General features: G+C 48.1%; 8 protein-coding genes and 1 tRNA gene. 6 read left to right on the forward strand and 3 right to left on the reverse strand.

The features are described 5' to 3' along the window. Window positions 1–18 precede the first annotated feature (18 nt). The 3 genes from KYK27_RS05915 to hemW all read right to left on the reverse strand — a co-directional run bounded on the left by KYK27_RS05915 (window position 19) and on the right by hemW (window position 2,510). Window positions 19–789 carry a cyclase family protein gene (locus KYK27_RS05915; protein ID WP_199109050.1) on the reverse strand — a complete coding sequence of 257 codons (771 nt, stop codon included), beginning with the start codon at window positions 787–789 and terminating at the stop codon, window positions 19–21. A 76-nt stretch (window positions 790–865) separates the two neighbouring features. Then, the gene (locus KYK27_RS05920; RefSeq protein ID WP_199109051.1) at window positions 866–1,285 is read right to left on the reverse strand and encodes a hypothetical protein; all 420 of its coding nucleotides are present in this window, start codon (window positions 1,283–1,285) and stop codon (window positions 866–868) included. Between the two features lie 97 nt (window positions 1,286–1,382). Continuing rightward, entirely contained in the window at window positions 1,383–2,510 is a 1,128-nt protein-coding gene (hemW, locus tag KYK27_RS05925) for a radical SAM family heme chaperone HemW (RefSeq protein WP_199109052.1), read from the reverse strand. A gap of 180 nt (window positions 2,511–2,690) precedes the next feature. On the opposite strand from hemW, the gene KYK27_RS05930 reads away from it, so the two are divergent. The 6 genes from KYK27_RS05930 to KYK27_RS05955 all read left to right on the forward strand — a co-directional run bounded on the left by KYK27_RS05930 (window position 2,691) and on the right by KYK27_RS05955 (window position 20,570). Beyond that, window positions 2,691–4,454 carry an outer membrane protein assembly factor gene (locus tag KYK27_RS05930; protein ID WP_199109053.1) on the forward strand — a complete coding sequence of 588 codons (1,764 nt, stop codon included), beginning with the start codon at window positions 2,691–2,693 and terminating at the stop codon, window positions 4,452–4,454. Between the two features lie 74 nt (window positions 4,455–4,528). Continuing rightward, window positions 4,529–4,601: transfer RNA gene (locus KYK27_RS05935), tRNA-Met, on the forward strand. Between the two features lie 196 nt (window positions 4,602–4,797). Then, on the forward strand, window positions 4,798–8,679 hold the full coding sequence (locus tag KYK27_RS05940) for an endonuclease (RefSeq protein WP_199109054.1): 3,882 nt from the start codon (window positions 4,798–4,800) through the stop codon (window positions 8,677–8,679). Window positions 8,680–9,050: 371 nt separating this feature from the next. After that, window positions 9,051–12,656 carry a gliding motility-associated C-terminal domain-containing protein gene (locus KYK27_RS05945; RefSeq protein WP_199109055.1) on the forward strand — a complete coding sequence of 1,202 codons (3,606 nt, stop codon included), beginning with the start codon at window positions 9,051–9,053 and terminating at the stop codon, window positions 12,654–12,656. 2 nt (window positions 12,657–12,658) lie between these two features. Beyond that, a complete protein-coding gene (locus tag KYK27_RS05950; protein ID WP_199109056.1) occupies window positions 12,659–13,624 on the forward strand; it encodes a type IX secretion system membrane protein PorP/SprF in 966 nt (321 codons plus the stop codon). Between the two features lie 472 nt (window positions 13,625–14,096). Beyond that, window positions 14,097–20,570 carry an ice-binding family protein gene (locus KYK27_RS05955; protein WP_199109057.1) on the forward strand — a complete coding sequence of 2,158 codons (6,474 nt, stop codon included), beginning with the start codon at window positions 14,097–14,099 and terminating at the stop codon, window positions 20,568–20,570. The last annotated feature ends 6 nt before the right edge of the window (window positions 20,571–20,576 follow it).

Raw genomic sequence — 20,576 nt, forward strand, 5'->3', positions numbered from 1 at the left:
CCCAGCTTTAGGGACATGCTATAGTTGCGGAAAAGCAGGCGACAAACTATAGAGTACCGGTTTGCTTGGGCTGGCATCCAGTTGCAGGCTGGCTATCTGCAGGTTCAGCAGGTATAAGCCATCCGTAACATGCTCCGGTACATAGATCAGCTCGGTTATAGTGGCGCCGCAGCGGGTGTATTTAGGGTATTGCCAGAAAGCGTGGTGGCACAGCAGCTTGCCTTCGTCCAGTTCACGGTCTACAGACGGAAGATCAAGTAACAGGTGCTGCACGCCTTTCTCAGCTAAATACTGGCCTATAATATGCTCTAAATAGGGTGGGTTGGAGCCGGAATAATGGCGGGTTAGTTTATCGTCTGTGTTTGGCAAGGTGCGGAGTATGACAGCTTCCGGTTTCAGGCCTTCCAGCTGCTTCTTTACATCGTCCAGTAGTACCACTTCGTCACCGTTTTCGAGTTTTTGCGGAGCTATAGTTATAAGCTGGGCTACAAATAAGAAGCGTTTCAGGCAGTTGTGGATGGTGGCGTGTTCGTCGGCAGAGATATGGCCGTAGCATTCGGTGTGGGTGCCGTTGCCGTGAGGCGTCAGGTGCACGCGTTTATAGTTGGTGCTGCCGCCTTCTGATACACTTCCTACAAAATCTCCTACCCTGATCACATCAAACTGAACAGGCTCAGCCCAGAAACATTCCGGCTGTAGTTGCCTGTCGTGCAGCGGCATCGAAATATCGTGTGGCTGCAGCGGGTTGAAACTATAAACTTGATCGTGGTAGGTAATGCTGGCTTCCATAGTTAGCAGGTTTTCTGGCAAGTATAAGCGAAATTAAGTAAACCTATACGCTGTAACTATAAAAGATTGAAGCTTGCTATTCTTCGAGCAACCAATGTACTGCTTCGTTTTCCGAAGCGAAATCCTGGATCTGGTAAGATATCTCGCCGGCAGCATCGGCCCTGGCCACCACAGAGGCAAGCGCCAGCTTCTTGAAGAGGTTATCCGGCATAACGCGGGCCATTTTTTTTAGCGAAGTGCGGGAGAACAAACTATAGTACGTGTTGGAAAGCCAGTCTTTTGTTTCAGGCCCGAGTACGGATACCTGCTGTGCATTTACAAGTACTCTTTCGGCTTGCTTTTCAGTTATCACATCATACGCACGCATTGTTTCCGCTACAAACTGGTCATCGTTCAGTGGGCGTAGCCATTCTGTTCTCACATAAGCAAGACCATCGTCGGCTTCTATTTTGAAGTTGTCTGAACTATAAACTGTTGTAAGTTGAAGCGTTGGCATTTACGGGCATAAATTCAGGTAAGGGTGTTTAGGTTAAAAGACATACGAGTTAAACAGAATTAGGTGCCAACTATATTGTGGATTTAAATCTTAGCTCTTATTCCGCAAACAGGTCCAGTGTGATCTGGTCAGCGAGCAGCTTTCCTTTGTCTGTCAGGTAGAGTACATTGTCTTTTATAGTTGCCAGTTCTTTGTGCTGTAGCTCCTGCAGATATATGTTGTGAGATGCCTGCACATCATGCCTATAGTTGTCGCGCATGTGTGCCAGGTCGCAGCCCCAGATCGTGCGCAGTGTTGTAAGCAGGTAGTCGTTGGCCTGGTCGCCTAAAGTAAGTTGTTCTATTTCGGTAGGGATGATAAGCTGGCTGATAGCCTCGGTATACTTACGGTTGTTGGCAACATTATACTGCCGGCTATGGCCGTTAAAAGAATGCGCACTCGGTCCAACGCCTAAATAATGCACCCCGCGCCAGTAATTGCTGTTGTGTTTCGATTCGTAGCCCGGCTTACAGAAGTTAGATATTTCGTACTGCACAAAACCGTGCTGTGCCATCTGTTCCAGTAAGGTCTCGAATTGCTGTGCGGTGAAATCGTCTTCGGATGGGGTAAATTTCCCTTTTTTGCTCCAGCGGCCCAGGGCAGTATCAGGTTCAATTGTTAGCGCGTAACACGACACATGCTGCACGTTTAGCGAGAAAAGCGTTTCCAGATCCTTCAGCCAGATGCTGTGGTCCGGTGCCGGAATGCCATAAATAAGATCTACCGTAATGTTATCAAAACCGGCTGCCTGGGCATCTTTTACACATTTTAAACTTTCGGTGGCGTTATGGGCACGGTTCATCATGCGCAGGTGTGGCTCATGAAACGACTGCAACCCTATACTTAACCGATTTATGCCGGCAGCTTTCAGTTCCTGCAGTTTTTCAGGCTTCAGATCATCGGGGTTGGCCTCCAGCGAAATTTCAGCAGTGGCCGAAACTATAAACAAGTCTTTTATAGTTTGTAGCAATAGTTGTAACTCGTCCTGTGTGAGCAAAGACGGTGTACCGCCGCCGAAGTAAATTGTTTCTATTGTTTGGCCCTGCAGGTAATCCCGGCGCAGTTCCAGTTCGAGGGCGATGGCATCTATAGTTGCCGTTTTATGCCCCATCGAGGTACTGAAATGGAAATCGCAGTAATGGCAAGCCTGTTTGCAGAAAGGGATATGTAGGTATATTCCGGCCACGGATTAGTTGTTAAATTGCTGTATTGTTAAATTGTTGATGATCTGGAAACTATAGTTCTTAAAGTATAGCTGTACCCATTACCTTTGTATAGTTGCTATAGTTTCTCTGGTGTAATTCGTTGGAGAGCGTCTATAACTAAACAATTTAGCTAGCAAACAATTCAACAAGTAATAACACAAATGTATAAAATAGCTGCCGTAGTGTTGTGTTTGCTTTTGTGGCTGCCCTGTGTGCAGGCCCAAAAACAGGCTGATGCGCAGTTGCAGCCCAAAGTTATAGTTAGCATACACACCACCCCGGAAGACGCCCCACGACTTCGTAATTATAGTTACCAGACCACCCACCCCGACTCTTTAGAAGCCAATAAAGAAGTAAAGGCCTTAGTTTATAAAATGCAGCAGGACGCTTATTTGCTGACTTCTGCGGATAGTTTGTACCTGCGCAATGATACGCTTCACGTGAAACTATACATTGGCGAAAGGTTTGAGTATGCCAGCCTGCGCAATGGAAATTTAAGCGAAGGTATTTTGATCGAGTCTGGTTTCCGGGAAAAGTTTTACCGCAATGTGCCTTTTAAGCCAGCCGAATATGTAAAACTGCAGCAGCGGATACTGGATTACGCGGAGCGTAACGGGTATCCTTTTGCAAGCGTTTGGCTGGATACGATAACTATAAAAGATAACAAAATTGAAGCTGCCCTGATGGTAGAAAAGGCTTTTGTAGTTACCTACGACTCGGTACAGGTGGTGGGCGGCAGCAAAACTAAACCCAAGTTCCTGATGCGCTACCTGCAACTATACCCGGGCCAGCCTTATAACCAGGAACAGATAGAAGCTACCCAGCGCATGCTTACCCAATTACCTTACATTAGGGTAACCAGGCCGCCGCAGGTGCGTTTCGCCCGCGATAAAGCACGGGTTTATTATTTTCTGGAAGACCGGCAATCGAACCAGATAGATGGTGTGGTTGGCTTTTTACCGGACCCGACCCGCAGCGGAAATAAACTCCTGATAACCGGCGAAGCCAACCTCAACCTCCGCAACCTGCGCGGCACAGGCAAAAGCATAGGGCTGCAATGGCGGCGCGTAAACAAAGGTTCCGTTATACTTAATGGCGAATACCTGCACCCAAATCTGTTCGGTACGCCGTTCGAGCTGGGCACACGTTTTAACTTACTCAAGCAGGATTCATCGTTTATAACCGTACAGCCGCGCCTGCAACTGGGCTACTATACCTTAAAATACGGCAAATTCAGTGTGTATGGTGAGTGGCGCAACTCCCGGATATTGGGCGATGCCAGCACCCAGAGCCTTCGCAACCTCGACCTGGCGGATGCCCGCACCACCACCTATGGCTTTAACTACCTCTGGAACAACCTCGATGACTTTTACTTCCCGCGCCGTGGTCGGTTAGTAGAACTGGAACTGGCAGCTGGTACCAAGACCCTGTTACGCAACGCTGATCTGGAGAAAAGCTTTTACGATACCCTGGACATGCGTACTACGCAATTGAGTTTAGGCCTGCGGGTGGAGAATTTCTTCCGGTTAAGTAAAAACAGTGCCTTGCTGGCCAGAGTCGAAGGAAATGCGCTGCTGAATGACCAGGTTTTCCTGAACGACATGTACCGGCTGGGTGGCCTTACTTCTATTCGTGGCTTCGATGATTATTTCTTTTATGCCTCGTCTTACGCTATCGGAACATTGGAGTATCGTTTGTTTACCTCAGCCGATTCGTATGTGCTTTTATTTTATGACCAGGCCTATTACCGCAGCGAACTGGAGAAATCGGAAGCAAGTGGCTGGCCCTCGGGTGTTGGAGGCGGAATTAGTTTTAGTACAGGCGCCGGAATTTTTCAGTTGGTTTATTCTGTGGGACGCTCTGAGCAACAGCCACTTTCGCTTAAATACTCGAAAATACACTTCGGGATAACGAGTAAATTTTAACTTTTTTTGATGTTTTGCAGTAGAATAACTTGCAAAGTAAGATTTGATATACTACTTTTGTAACACAATAACAGTGCGGGATGGAGCAGTTGGTAGCTCGTTGGGCTCATAACCCAAAGGTCACAGGTTCGAGTCCTGTTCCCGCTACCTAAAGAGAGGCCTGATTCAGAAATGAGTCAGGCTTTTTTGTTTTTATTACTTTCCCACCCAAACTATAAATTCCTGACAATCATATATAAAACTTTGATATATACAGAAAGTTAATAGTTTCTTAATATATGAATAGCGTAATATATTTTCTTTAATAAGGTAACTTCGCATCCTCAACCCACAGTTACTTTACATGAAGAAGTTTTTACTCGCTGTCAGTATTTTACTGACTTCTGTGCTGCAGCTTGTAGCGCAATCGGCCCCACCCTCCAACCTATCGGGAGAAGAACTGAAAGCCTGGCTACGCACTAACTGGTACGATGGTAAACGCCAGGTACTGGACTATAGTACCGCCCGTGGCAAAATGTACAATTACGTTGATAACTATAATAACAAAGTTACCTGCGTGTACTCAGGCTACGAGGTTAGTAAAACATATAGCGAGACAAATACTTCTACCGACGCAGGCGTTATCAACTGTGAGCATACAGTTCCACAGTCGTGGTTCGACGAAGCAGTACGGATGCGTTCGGATATTCACCACTTGTTCCCGACAGTAACACAATGGAACAGCGACCGTGGCAGCGATCCGTTTGCTGAGATCCCGGATAACCAGACAACAAAGTGGATGCGTGGCCTTAACTCACAACCTAATATCCCAACATCTAACATAGATGAGTACAGCGAAGATGGACCAGGTAAATTTGAGCCCCGTGAAGATCACAAAGGTAATCTAGCCCGTTCTGTTTTCTATTTTTACACGATGCACGCCGGGCAGAATTTTGATTCCGGTAAGAATGTAATCTCGGCAGTTGCTGATATCAACACTTTATACCAGTGGCATTTAAAAGATCCGGTAGATGATCGTGAACGTGAACGTAACCGCCGTGTAGAAGTAGCACAAGGCAACCGTAACCCTTTTATCGATTATCCTGAGCTGGTAGCAAAAGCCTGGGGTTTTGCTCCTGTTAACTGCTCTCCTGCTACACAACTCAGCAGCCTTACTGTTTCCCAGAAAACCACTTCATCATTAACTATAAACTGGACAAACGGCTCCGGCGACAGAAGACTTATAGTAGTGCGCGAAGGCAGCGCCGTAAACTTTATGCCTACCGGAACTTATGCAGGTGTTAATGCAGACTATAGTCTGGCAACAGACCAGAGCAATGGCCAGCGTATCGTTTATTATAACAGTGGCAGCTCAGTAACTATAACTGGTCTTAAAGCCAATACTACCTACTATGTGCAGGCGTTCGAGTCGTGCGCATCTGATAAAACCTATAACACAACCAGTGCCCCAACTATAACAGCTACCACCCCGGATTATGCCTGTACAGGCGTACCAACAGCAGTTACGGGTTTAACTTCGGGTACTACTACACAAAACGGCTCTACCCTGGCCTGGACCAACGGCTCTGGTGATGGCAGGCTGGTTGTGATCCGTAAAGATGAAGCTCCAGCATTTGTGCCTCAGACAGGAACCGTTTATTCTGGCGCATCAGCAAACTATGCAACGGCAGCAACTTTAGCTGATGGTAGCAAACTGATCTATAGTGGCACAAACAGTGAAGTCGCAATTACAGGCTTGCAGTCAGGTAGCCTATACTTCGTGAAAGTATTTGAGATCTGCTCTAATGGAGACCAATACGAAACAGCTGCAGCCCCAACACTGGCTATTACTACATTAGCTACTAGCAATCCACCAACTGGCAATGGCAATGTAATCGCGATGCAGGATTTTAACGGTACTGCAAACGATGGCTGGGTGGTAACTTCGGGTTTCAGCAGTTCTAATATAAATACAGGCTTACCAGCAGGGCAACGCCTGCGTAGTGGTTCTAGTTTGCAGATTGCAGCTACAACCCGCGATGTCATCTTTAGCGAAGTAAGCGTGGCTGGAAGACAAGACATATATCTTGAACTATATAACTCCTCTGTATCTGGAAGTGATGGAAACGGTTTTGATGCAGGAGATTATTTTGAAGTATATGTTGCATTAAATGGAACTGATTTCTCTGCTAATCCTGATATCAGGATAACAGGTAACTCGTCTACAAATCAAATTCGATATAGCATGAGTGGTACTGCAACTATAACTACAGTTGCTGGTACTCCGGTAGAGAAAGTATTTACAGAATCACTTGTTAACGGCAAAGTGTTACCAGATGATCAAGCTCCATCAAAACTACAAGTATCTATACCAAACGGTACGACATCAGTTAAGGTAAAGCTTGGAATCAAAACGAACGCATCCAACGAAATCTGGAATGTAGAAGATGTTGCTTTATATGCGGCAGCTTCTGCTCCTGCAGATTGTGATAACTTAGCCTTAGAAGGCCACGCCGGCGAAGATAAAGTAATAGCTACTGGTCAGTCGGTTATGATTGGTGCGACTGCAGAAACAGGCTATACTTATAGCTGGTCGCCGGCAGCAGGTTTATCTGATGCTACCTTAGCTGCTCCGCTTGCCACACTTACTACACCGGGCACTTATGTTTACACGGTAACTGCTGCTAAAGATGGCTGTACCTCTACAGATGAAGTAACTGTTATAGTAGAAGCTGTAACAGTACCGGCGCCTATTGTTTCTGATGTTACTATCTGCTCCGGCGAGTCTGCCACGTTAGAAGTGTCTAATCTGGATCCGAAAGTGATTTACTATTGGTATCAATCAGAAACGACTAATAGTCCATGGGGTCGAGGTGCTACAATTGTTACAGGACCACTTACGGCTACTACTTCTTACTATGTAGAAGCAGTAAATTTTGATGGCACAGCGAGCACTCGTACAAAAGCAACCGTAACTGTTAGCGGAAAAGCGCCTGAGGCCGCAACTATAGCAGGCAAAAATGTAGTTTGTGCCGGCGAGACTGTAACATATACAGCAACTGCTCAGGAAGGTGTGACAAACTATACCTGGAGTGTGCCGGAAGGCTGGACTATAGTTGCTGGCGCTAATACAGCACAATTAACGGTAACTTCTGGTAATACGGCCGGCAATGTAACTTTAAAAGTAGCCAACAACTGCGGGGAAAGCCCTGCAGCAAACCTGTCAGTAACGATAGAAACAGTTGTAACAGGTAACACAGTTAATGGGCCACAAGCAGTTTGCGTTGATCAGGTAACTATAACTGGCTCTGTTCCAACCGGCGGAAACGGAACGTACACGTACCAGTGGCAAACCAGTACCGATGGAGCCAACTTTATACCGGCTGCAGGTGTTAACAATGGTCAGAACTATAGCTCAGAAGCATTGAATGTAACCACATTCATCCGCAGAAAAGTAACTTCAGGGTCATGTGGCGAAAGCATAAGTGAGGCTATAAGAATTACTGTGTATGCGGTTCCGGCGGCGCCTATTGCCAAAACTGTAGCAATTTGTTCGGGCCAGACCGCAACACTACAGGTAACCGATGCTGATCCATCCTATATCTACAAGTGGTTTGCTGATGAAACTGGAAGTAACACACTTGCGGTAGGCTTAACTTATATGATAAGCCAACTTAGTGAAACGAAGTCTTATTATGTAGAAGCTGTGAGCCCGGCAGGTTGTGCAGGTCCTCGTACCAAAGTTACAGTTACTGTAAATGCAGCTCCATCTAAACCAACTATAACCCAGGAAGCAAATCAGCTTACTGCAAGTGTGGCAGGCTCGGTTTACGAGTGGGCGAAAGATGGCGTAACTATAGCAGGTGCAACTACACAAACAATAACTATAACCGAAGCTGGCAGCTACACCGTTCGTGTGAAGAATGAAGCTGGTTGCTACTCTGTAATGTCGGATGCAGTGCAGGCAACTGTGCAGCCAACCGGCATCGAGGACGAAATTGCCCTTGGTGTAATAGTAGCTCCAAACCCGGCTCCCGGTAAATTCAGCATCTCTACAGAAAAGCCATTGCAACAGGCAGAAATTGTAATTACAAATCTGTTGGGCAGTGTGGTTTATCGTGCTACAATACCGGTATTGCAGGATAAACTGGAAATAGACCTGAGCAAGCTTCCGGCTGGTTTATATGTGGTACAGCTACAGGCAAAGCAGCTGAAAGTGGTGCGTAAAGTGCTGTTAACAAAATAACGTTATAAATTTATACTTACCTAAGGCCCTGCAGCTAACCTGCAGGGCCTTTTTGCGTTTATATGCTGTACGCCGGTTATTTAATTACCCTCTTACCCATTTCCGGTGATTTTTAAGTGCGTTTTATAAGAAAGGAAGCTTAATCAATCTTTGTTATCTGTTGATATAGAGGTTGTTATAGTTGCGCATCTGCCTTTTTGGCCGCGGCTGTAACATGGAGTTTAGCTGAAACTATAATTTCTAAAGTCTTACCATGTACGAGCTCCTAGGCGTTGCCTGGTGGTAACTGCTGGAAAAATATACACTAACGGTGGCTGACCATTGCCCGGGCAGTGGTATAGCTGGTGGTTCACCCTTTTAATACTGACTTGATGCGCTTACCTCTGATAAAGCACATATTCTATCCGCTGCTTTTCCTGTGCCTGTTGCTCACTAATGTGGCAGTAGCACAGACAACCCCGCCGTGCCAGGTAACTATAGATGCGGAAGGTTCTTCGTCGCTTTGCCAGGGCGAGTCGGTAACGCTGCGTGCTGTTTCATCTAATCAGATAACCAGCTGGCAATGGTTTTTTAATAATGCTCCTATAGCCGGTGCAACCGGGGCAACTATCTCGGTAAGTGTTGCCGGCGATTACTCGGTTCAGGTTTCCGGAGCTACCTGCCAGGCTACTACTTCAGCAGTTTTTCCTATAACAGTATCGCCAAAGCCTGCCAACCCTAATTTCCTGGTAACGCCCACTACTACCCAATGTGCCGGCACGCCACTGGCATTTGAGGTAAACGCGCCGCAGCCCGACATTTTCTATACCTGGATCTTCGGAGACGGCAGCTCGGCAAAAGGCGATTCGGTAGGCCATACTTTCAACGATAAAGGGATAAACTTTGCCACCTATAATGTAAAGGTGCTGGCTACAAGTGCACAAGGTTGCCAGTCTGATACCGTAACGCAGCAGGTGCGTGTAGCCCGCATGCCCGAAGCTGTTTTTACAGATTCTTCCAATTTCCAGACCTGTTTGCCAGACACGGTAGAAGATGATGAAATTGAAGTGTTTGCGTACATCGAGAACGGCACCGCAGAGCCTTATTTATCAGATATCAGAACGTATATTGTAAACTGGGGAGATGGCGGACCTGATGTACAGTATACCCGCAACGAGTTCCCGATCAGTAACCCGAATGCCTACACCAAAGTGGGCGACTTTCCGATAACGATAAGGGCTGTGGCTAGTAATGGCTGCGAGTTTGTATTTACCCAGAACTATAGTGTCAGTAAAGAACCTAAAGCTAATTTTATACTGAACAAGCAGCCTGCAGCTACGCCATCGTCGTGTTTGCCGGTAATAGTTTCGCTGGGCGATAGTTCTACTGGCGGCAACTTAACCTATAAATGGACCATACAACCTACCACAGGTTTTACAATTGAATTTGGTGGCCTGGACCAGGATACCCTTTCCTTGTTGTTTACTGAAAGCGGGATCTACCAGATAGAACTTATAGTTGAGAATGGTTGCGACGATGACACGACTTCGCAGTCGGTTATAGTTGGCTGGCCACAGGTGCAGCTCCCTCCCGACACCGTTTCCTGCGGACCGATAGACTTTAAATATACTACCGGCGCTATACCCGGAACTGGAAACGTATTTATAGACCCGAACCTGGGCAAGATAAAGAGTGCCGTCTGGACGGTAGTCGGGCCGACGGGTGCAAAGCGCACACTCAGCGGGCAAAACCAGACCATACGCTTTACAGAAGAAGGAGTGCACGAGGTCTCACTCGTCGTCGAGAATGAATGTGGCTCTTCCGAAGAGCTTGCCGGAACGTTCCCGATGGTGCAGCGCATAACCGTATTGCCGGTTCCCGAAGCGCCAACTATACAGGACATTACCGTTTGTAGCGGTGATTCGGTATTGCTGGAACCTTCCGGCGGTAGCGGCAACTATAATTTTTATGATGATCAGGGAACCCTACTGCTTACAGGGCCAAACTTTAGGACAACCAGCATCACACAAACTACCACTTTTAGCATAGAAAGCATTGGGGAGGATGATTGCCCGAGCGCACGCGTACCTGTAAAAGTGACTGTAGTGCCACCTCTGGCAAACAATATCATACAAGGTGATCAGAGCCTTTGCCAGGGCGACGGACCGGCTCCGTTAACAGGAAGTACACCAAGCGGTGGAACAGGCGGCGGCTATATTTTCACTTGGTTAAGCAGTACATCGGGCCCGGATGCAGGATTTGTGCCGGCAGCAGGCGTTAACAACGATGTAAACTATACCCCGCAGCCGTTGAGCCAGCGTACCTGGTTCCGCAGGTTAATATCCGTTGCCAGCTGCTCACCGGATACCAGTAATGTGGTGTTGGTGAATGCCGTACCTAAGATCCAGAACAACACTATTTCGGAGTCGCAGGATATTTGTGCGGGACAGACACCGGAGCCACTGGTTGGTTCGCGGGTTACAGGTGGCGATGGTGCAGGCTATACCTTTAAATGGCAGGTAAGCACCGAAGGTCCGGCAACAGGTTTTGTGGATGCACCAGGCAATAACACCAGCGAGAACTATAGCCCGGGCATGCTTTCGCAGGCATCGTGGTTCAGAAGAGTGGTAACCTCTGCAGGCTGCGTGGTTTTCTCAGAGCCTGTGATGATCGATATCGTTCCACCTTTGGATAACAATACAATTACTGCAGCGCAAACAGTGTGTGCCGGTAATCCGCCAGCCCCACTCACAGGTTCTGCGCCAACCGGCGGAACAGGTACTTATACTTACCTTTGGGAGAGCAGTATTACCAGTGCAACTACAGGTTTTGCGGCAGCTGCCGGCACCAACAACGGGCAAAGTTATACCCCGGGCAACCTCGGCGTGAATACCTGGTTCCGGAGAACAGTAACCTCGGAAGGTTGTGAAGCTGATGTGAGCGAGGCCATACTGATAACCGTAAACCAGGGCGTTGCCAATAACAGTGTTAGCTCCCCACAAACTATCTGCGCTGGCGAAGTACCGGAGGCATTAACGGGTACGACCCCTATTGGCGGAAGTGGTACCTATACGTATTTGTGGCAGAGCAGCATTTCAGGTCCGGACACGGGTTTTGGATCTGCACCGGGCACCAACACGGCGGCAAACTATACACCACAGGCGCTCACACAAGATACCTGGTTCAGAAGAGTGGTAGATTCGCGGGGATGTAAATCTACTTCTGAGGCTGTACTCATAACCGTTAACCCACGGCCGTCACCGCCAATACTCACGGTGCGCGATGCTACCACCTGTCCGGGCGGATCGACGACCTTAACAGTGCAGAATGCGAATGGTGGAATTTACCAATGGTTTACGGATGCTACAGGTGGCGAACCGGTGTTTGAAGGACCCATTTTCAAGACGCCAAATTTAACCCAACCAACTACCTATTATGTGGAGGCGGTTAATATAAACGGCTGCTCCAGTGCAACCCGTACTTCGGTAAATGTAGCTATAGTTGACCCTGTGGCAGATGCCGGCCCTGACGCAACCATCATACAAGGCAGAACAATAGAGTTGCGTGCTACCGGAGGTGATACCTATTTATGGGAACCAGCTGAAGGCCTGAGCAACCCGAAAATTGCCAACCCTGTTGCAAGGCCAAACGAGACCACCACCTACAGGGTAACTGTGAGCACCGGAGAAGGCTGTACGGCTACCGACGAAGTAACTATAACAGTTATTCCTGCCCTTGTAATACCTAATGCGTTTACGCCTAACCACCGCGACACGGTAAATGAGGTATGGGAAATCAAGAACATCGAGAACTACCCTGATGTGCGTGTGGAGATTTATAACCGCTGGGGTAACCTGGTATTTTCCTCTAATGGTTATGGCACTCCATGGGATGGAACCCTGAACGGCGAAGACCTGCCGGTGGCAACCTACTATTACATGATCTACCTGAATAAGTCTGATCAACCTATTTCGGGCAACGTCACCATTATCCGTTAATTATGAGAGTATTATATCTATACCTGCTGCTGTTTTTTTTGGTGATAAGTGTGCAGCAGACAGCCGCGCAGCAACGGCCACAGTATAGCCAGTACATGCTGAACAACTATATCCTGAACCCTGCCATTACAGGTATTGAAAATTATGCTGATATACGCATAAGCAACCGCCGGCAATGGGTTGGGTTAGATGGTGCCCCGGTTACCTATTACCTGACTGCGCATACCCCACTGAACAAAGGTGCCGGAAGTACACAGTACCATAGGGCACTAGCACACCACGGCATAGGAGCTACTTTTCATACCGATAAAACCGGGCCGCTGCGCCGAACCGGGGTGTCTTTTTCTTACGCCTACCATTTGCCAATCACAAATTCGATTAATGTTTCGGGAGGTACTTCTGTAGGGATAATCCGGAACAGTATAAATGCCAGTGACCTGGAGTTTGGGAACAACAACGACCCGCTGATAGGTGGCGGTGGCCTGAACAACAATGTGGTAGACCTGAACCTGGGACTCTGGATCTATTCGCGCAATTTCTCGATCGGTGTAGCTGGTGCCCAGTTGCTCGAGAATGTGGGCAGCTTTACGGCCGCTGAGGAAGAACGTGCCGCTTTGGACCTGCAACGCCATTATTTTGCTACAGCCAGCTACCGTTTTGAGCCTACCGCCACCCTGGATGTGATACCATCTGTGATGGTGAAAATGGCGAGCCCCAGCCCAACTTCTGTAGATGTAAGTCTGCGAACTATATACGATGAGCGCTTCTGGGTTGGGGCTGCTTACCGCCACAACGATGCTATAGTTGGCATGGTAGGTGTGTACGTGAGCCCGCTGCTCGATATCTCGTACTCCTACGACGCTACCACCTCTAACCTTAACCAGGTAAGTGCCGGCACGCATGAGGTTGTGGTTGGCTTTAAATTACTTAACAACAGGCGTGTGCTTTGCCCGCAATGGATCTGGTAGAATGTCCGTAAATTACAACTATAAACTTTTAGAGGCGCAGCGCAGGTTGCGCCTTTTTTATTGACTCACTTCCTCAATAAGCCGACCAGATAATTGCACACTTCCGAAAGGCTGAAGCCGGACAAATTCTACGATTTTTATAATATTCAGTATCAGGAGGTTTGCGTGTATTTATAATTTTCTTATATTAGTGTACATCTATGTGCCCTGATAACTGGCTTGTTATATTATAATGAATGCTTAATTTTGCATTTATCTAATATAATTACTAGCCTATGAACGATATTTGAAAATTGGATGTAACTTTCTGAGAACAAGCACTTGAGAAGAATGAGCTGTTGGATGAAGGGGCGAAAACATGGTAAATGGCAAGCCCCGGAATCGCATGGGAACAAAGTTAGCAATTGCTGTTAAAATACAATCTATCTACAAACTTAATCAGTCCTATTGTAAAACATTTACTTTTTACTAAATGGGGAGCTCAGTAAAGAAGGTACTACTGCTTGCGGTCGTCTTCTTCAGTGTTATTGCCAGTGCTTTGGCGCAGGGCCTTTCGTTGGGCTCTGCTGCTGCGTTTAATATACTTGCCAATAAAAAAATTGAGAACAATGGTAGCACTATTGTTCAGGGTAATGTAGGTGTGGGTACGGGCGCCCAGCTTGCCGGTTTCGCACAGGGTAGCATAAAAGGTGTTATACACATCAACAACTCTGTCTCACTTACCGCCCTTTCCGATCTTTCGACCGCTTACACCACCTATTCTCAGAAGCCTGCTACTCAAACGCTCCCGAACACGATCGGCGACCAGCTTTTTACTGCCGGTGTTTACAAAATAAATGGTTCGGCAACTATAGCAGGCCCAATTGTGCTGGATGCCAACTACGACCCGAACGCTACCTTTATTTTCCAGATCAGCAACAACCTGCAGGTCAGCGATAACGTGACTATTGCGCTTATAAATGGCGCTAAGGTAGATAACGTGCTGTGGTTGGTTGAGCAGGATGCAACTATAGGTACAGGTGCTTACCTAAAAGGAAACCTGGTTGCCAAAAGAACGATACGCGTGCAGGATGATGCTGCAGTGCTTGGCCGTGTGATGAGCATTAACGATGTGGTGTACCTGAGCAATAACATCCTGTCATTGCCAACCGACCTTAACATTACAAAAACCAAAGTTGCAGCCTCTCCGTCACAAAAATACGCTGTAGGCGATACGGTCACTTTTAAAATAGTAGTGAAGAACCTGGGCCCGGTAGACGACGAATCGGTGATGATCCGGGATGTGCTGCCTGCCGGCCTTAGCTATATTTCTTCCACCTCCTCCAAAGCAGGCACTTCTTACGAACCAACTTTTGGGCTCTGGATTTTAGACGAGCTGAAAGTAGGCGAAGTGCAGACCCTGACTATAAAGGCCCGAACCACAATGGCTGGCTACATTGTGAACACGGCAACTGTAGCCGGCTCTACGGTAGACGAGAACCTGACCAACAATAAATCGGATGCAGATATTTGCGTGGTGCTTTCGGATGCCGGGCAAATACAAGGTCCTACAGCAGTTTGTGCTGGCAGTACCAATACCTATAACATAAAGCAGATAGCGGGTGCTACCTATACATGGTCAATGCCTTCGGATTGGGTGATAACCGCTGGAAACAGAAACTCAGCTGAGATAACAGTAAGGGTTGGAAATACGGCAGGCACTATTTCGGTAACAGTAAATAACATTTGCGGTGCCAGCCCGCCAAGCAGGCTTACAGTTGAGGTTGTGCAAGATGTGCCGCAGAAGCCAGGTCCAATAAGCGGTACACTGGAGTTATGTTCCGGTAAAGCCACTACCTATAGCATTGCACCTGTGCCGGGTGCGCTTGGTTACCACTGGACACTGCCAACCGGCTGGACCATGGTAAAAGACAACGGAACATCTATAGTTGTAACTACCGACGGCGACGCCACAACAAAAAAACTGAGTGTATCGGCCTATAACATTTGCGGTGACGGTGAGCCAAGTATCTTAGAGGTTACGCCGGTGCTGAAAGTGCCAAATAAACCAGGGGCCATCAGTGGCCCTTCTGCCGTTTGTTCTACCGTAGCATCCGCCACCTACAAAATCACGAACGTACCAAACGCAAGCAGCTATACCTGGACCGTACCAGCTGGCTGGACGATCTTGAGCGGACAAGGAACATCAACTATAACTGTAAAACCAACTGCACAGGCCGGTGATGTAACGGTTAAAGCTACGAATGACTGCGGCGACAGCGAGGCACAAAAACTAATTGTAACTCCGGTAGAAAATCCACCATTGGCGCCGGGAGTGATAAAAGGTGCAGATGCAGTTTGTGTGAGCACAGCAGGAAATGTGTATAGTATAGATGCCGTACCAAATGCAAAAGGCTACACCTGGACCGTACCTGCGGGCTGGACTATAGTTAGCGGACAAAACACTCCAACTATAACTGTAACTGCCGGCAAGACTGGTGGTAAAATTACGGTAGTTGCCCTAAACGATTGCGGCTCTAACGGGAACAGTTCTAAAGATGTACAGATAACAGATACGGCCCCGTCTGCGCCAACAGCTATAAAGGGAACTCCATATGGTTGTGCGACTACAACTGCAACTTATACCATTGATCCTGTAGCCGGCGCGCAAAGCTACACCTGGGCAGTGCCAACAGGTTGGACGATCACTTCAGGGCAGGGAACCACAACTATAACCGTAAAAGTAGGAACAGGGGCAGGTACGATTTCCGTGAAAGCAGTAGGTACTTGTGGCGAAAGCCCGGCTAAAACATTGAATGTGCAGCCTCAGGTAACCCTGCCAACTGCGCCAGCTTCCATTGCTGGTCCGGATGAGGTTTGTTTGAGCCAGACAGGGCTAACCTATAGTGTAACCGCAGTAATCGGTGTTTCCAGCTATACCTGGACCGTTCCAACCGGCTGGGCAATCATTTCTGGTCAGGGCACTACAACTATAAAAGTAACAGCAGGCAGCACAAACGGTAACATCACAGTAACAGCTACAAACGATTGTGGTACCAGCGCGGCAACTATAAAAGCGGTAAAAGTATCTACGGAGGCACCGGCAAATCCGGGGGCTATCTCAGGATTTGCTACGGTGTGTATTTCCCAGGCAAATGTAACTTATATTATTGCTGATGTAGCAGGTGCCACCTCGTACGAGTGGACTGCTCCGGGCTGGACGATCGTTTCAGGTCAGGGTACAACAAAGATCACAGTAACAGCGGGTACAGCCAACACAACTATAAAAGTAACGGCCAAAAACGCCTGCGGCGTTACAAGCAGTAGCACCAAACTGGTTCAGGTGACAAACGAGGTTCCGGCAGCGCCAACTGCTATTAAAGGTACTCCTTACGGTTGCGCCAACTTAAATGCAATTTATTCAATCGATCCAGTTAATGGCGCCGAAAGTTATAGCTGGACAGTACCTGCAGGTTGGGTAATCCAAAGCGGGCAGGGAACTACAACTATAACTGTAAAAGCAAGTTCTACAGCAGGTACCATCTCGGTAAAAGCAAAAGGAAATTGCGGTGAAGGCCCGGCGACAACTTTAAACGTGCAGCCACAAGTAACCTTGCCGAATGCACCAGCTGCCATTAATGGAACGGATGACGTATGTGCCAGCCAAACAGGAGTTACCTATAGTATAGCTGCCATAGCGGGTGTATCAACTTATACTTGGGCAGTACCAACGGGCTGGACGATCGTTAGTGGCCAGGGAACAACTTCTATCACTGTAAATGCAGGAGCTGCGGCAGGCAATATATCAGTAACAGCTACTAACGATTGCGGCACCAGCGCGGCAACTATAAAAGCTGTAAAAGTATCTACGGAGGCTCCGGCAAATCCGGGTGCGATCAATGGTAATCCGACAGTATGTAAAAATCAGAACAGCCTGACGTATAGTATCGCGGCGGTAGCGGGAGCAACATCTTATACCTGGACTGCTCCGGGATGGACTATAGTTAGTGGTCAGGGTACAACAAGCATTACAGTAACAGCGGGTACAGCCAATACAACTATAACCGTAACGGCTAAAAACGCATGTGGCAACGCAAGCAGCAGCACAAAAGCAGTAGCAGTTACAGATCAGCTTCCGGCGGCACCAACTGCTATAAAAGGTACGGCGTATGGTTGCGCGACTCAAACAGCAACTTACACGGTTGATCCGGTGGCTGGTGCGCAGGGCTATACCTGGTCAGTTCCGGCAGGCTGGACTATAGTTAGCGGACAAGGCACTACCACTATAACTGTTAAAGTAAGCACGGAGCCGGGTACAATCTCCGTAAAAACAAAAGGTGGTTGCGGCGATAGTCCGGCAACTTCTCTGAATGTGCAGCCACAGGTTACATTACCAGCTGCTCCTGCGGCAATTACTGGTCCGGATGAAGCTTGTAAGAGCCAGACAGGACTAACCTATAGCGTTGCAGCCATTACAGGAGTAACCGACTACACCTGGACGGTGCCAACCGGCTGGACAATTGTTTCAGGTCAGGGCACGACAACTATAAAAGTAACAGCAGGCGCCAGCAACGGCAATGTAACTGTAAAAGCGACGAACGATTGCGGTACCGGTTCGGCAACTATAAAAGCTGTAAAAGTATCGACAGAAGCGCCAACGGCTCCGGGAGCTATAACAGGCCCGGCAACGGTATGCGGCAACCAGGCAAATTTAAGCTATAGTATAGCAGCGGTAGCAGGTGCCACTTCTTACGAGTGGAGCGCTCCGGGCTGGACGATCGTTTCAGGTCAGGGTACAACAAGTGTAATACTTACAGCAGGAACAACCGGGACAACCATCTCTGTTATTGCGAAAAATGCCTGCGGCAATACCAGCCCGGCCCAGATTACAGCGGTCATCACACAATCGGCGCCAGTTAAGCCGGGAACTATAACCGGAACAACAGCAGCTTGCGTTGGCAAAGAGCAGACTTATACTGTGCCTCCAGTTTCAGGCGCTACCAGCTATACCTGGACCGTACCAGCCGGCTGGACGATCGTATCGCAGAACAACAACACCATCGTAGTAAAAACAGGATCAGCAGCAGGAAACATTAGCGTTACGGCGAGCAATGGTTGCGGAACCGGGGAAGCGTCTATGTTAGCAGTTTCTTCTATTTCGGGAGCCGTAACCGGCGTAACCGGCATAAGCGGAACAGCAGCGGCTTGCGTGGGCGGTAACTCGACCTTTACAGTGCCGGCCGGAACAAACGTTTCAAAATATACCTGGGAAGTACCGGCAGGCTGGTCTATCGTTTCGGGTCAGGGCACTACCACTGTAACTGTAAAAGCCGGCGCCGCTTCAGGAGATGTGAAACTGACAGCAGCGAATGACTGTGGATTTGTAACAGTAACCAAGGCAGTAGAGATTAACGCAACTATACCGGCAAGCCCGGGAGCCATAAACGGCAACGCAACCGGCTGTTCAGGTAGTACCCAGAACTATAGCATTGCACCGGTAAGCGGGGCCGTAAGTTATACATGGGTAGTACCACAGGGCTGGACAATAACAGGCGGTCAGGGAACGACAGCTATAACCGTAAAAGCCGGAACTGCAACAGGCCAGGTAACAGTAACAGCAACCAACGCCTGCGGAAACAGCAGCTCCTCCTCAACCAAAACAATAACTATAACAGACAGCGCACCACAAGCCGGAACTATAACGGGTAGCAGCGCTATATGTGGCACTACCAATGGCCTGGTTTATAGTATAGCACAGGTAACCGGAGCTACAGATTACACCTGGACCGTGCCAGCCGGCTGGACTATAGTTTCAGGGCAAGGCTCAACAAGCATTACAGTAAATGCAGGCGCTACCAATGGCGAAATAAAAGTAGCAGCAAAAAGCAATTGCGGTGAGGGAGCCTACAGTGTGCTTGCCGTAACATTACCAGCTCCGCTTGCAGCTCCTAAAGCTATAAACGGCTATATGGATGCCTGCAGCAGCACACCAACCACCACCTATAGTATAGATCCGGTGCCTGGAGCAACAGGGTATGCGTGGGAAATACCATTAGGCTGGACGTTAGTTGCCGGTCAGGGGTCTACAACTATAACCGTAGGCGTAACCAGCGCGCCGGGTACTGTAAAAGTTAAAGCAGTAAATACCTGTAGCCAAAGTACATTCACAGAACTGAAGGTACAGCCGGTAGCAACTACGCCATTAAAGCCAGCCGTAATTTCCGGACCAGCCGAAGCGTGTATTGGCAGAAATGTAGTGTATAGCATCAGCGCAGTAGAAGATGCCTCCTCTTATACCTGGGTGGTGCCGGCCAACTGGCACATTGTTACAGGGCAGGGCACAAACCAGATAACAGTAACAGCAGGCACCCTGAGCGGAACTATAGAAGTAATGGCCAATAACGGTTGCGGATCAAGTGCGAAAACAACCTTACAGGTAAGACCGGTAGAAATGGGCGCTATAGGCGAGATAAAAGACCTGAGCTCGCCATGCGAAGGCCTGAAATATATGGTTGATCCTGTTTATGGTGCTACCTCTTACCACTGGACATTGCCAGAGGGCTGGAAAATCATTGCTGGCGAGGGTACAAACATTATCATGGTTATTGCTGGCGGTAAAGACGGAGCGATAAGTGTAGTGGCGGATAACGGAACCTGCGGCACTACGCCAACTACCATTATCTCAGATAAATCAAAGGCTGAAACTATCATTACAGTGCCGAACGTGTTCTCGCCTAACAACGACGGTGTTCACGATACCTGGGTAATTGCAAGCCTGGAGCGTTTCCCGGATAACGATATCACGATCCTGAACAGATGGGGAACCGAAGTATTCAAAGCAAAATCATACCGGAACAACTGGACTGGCGATAACCTGGCCGAAGGTACTTATTACTACGTTGCCCGCGTGAAGCTTTGCGATGGCACCGATAGAATGCTGAAAGGTTACGTGATGATTGTAAGATAAACACCT

Source organism: Pontibacter populi (genome assembly GCF_019336435.1).
GTDB classification, from domain to species: Bacteria; Bacteroidota; Bacteroidia; order Cytophagales; family Hymenobacteraceae; genus Pontibacter; species Pontibacter humidus.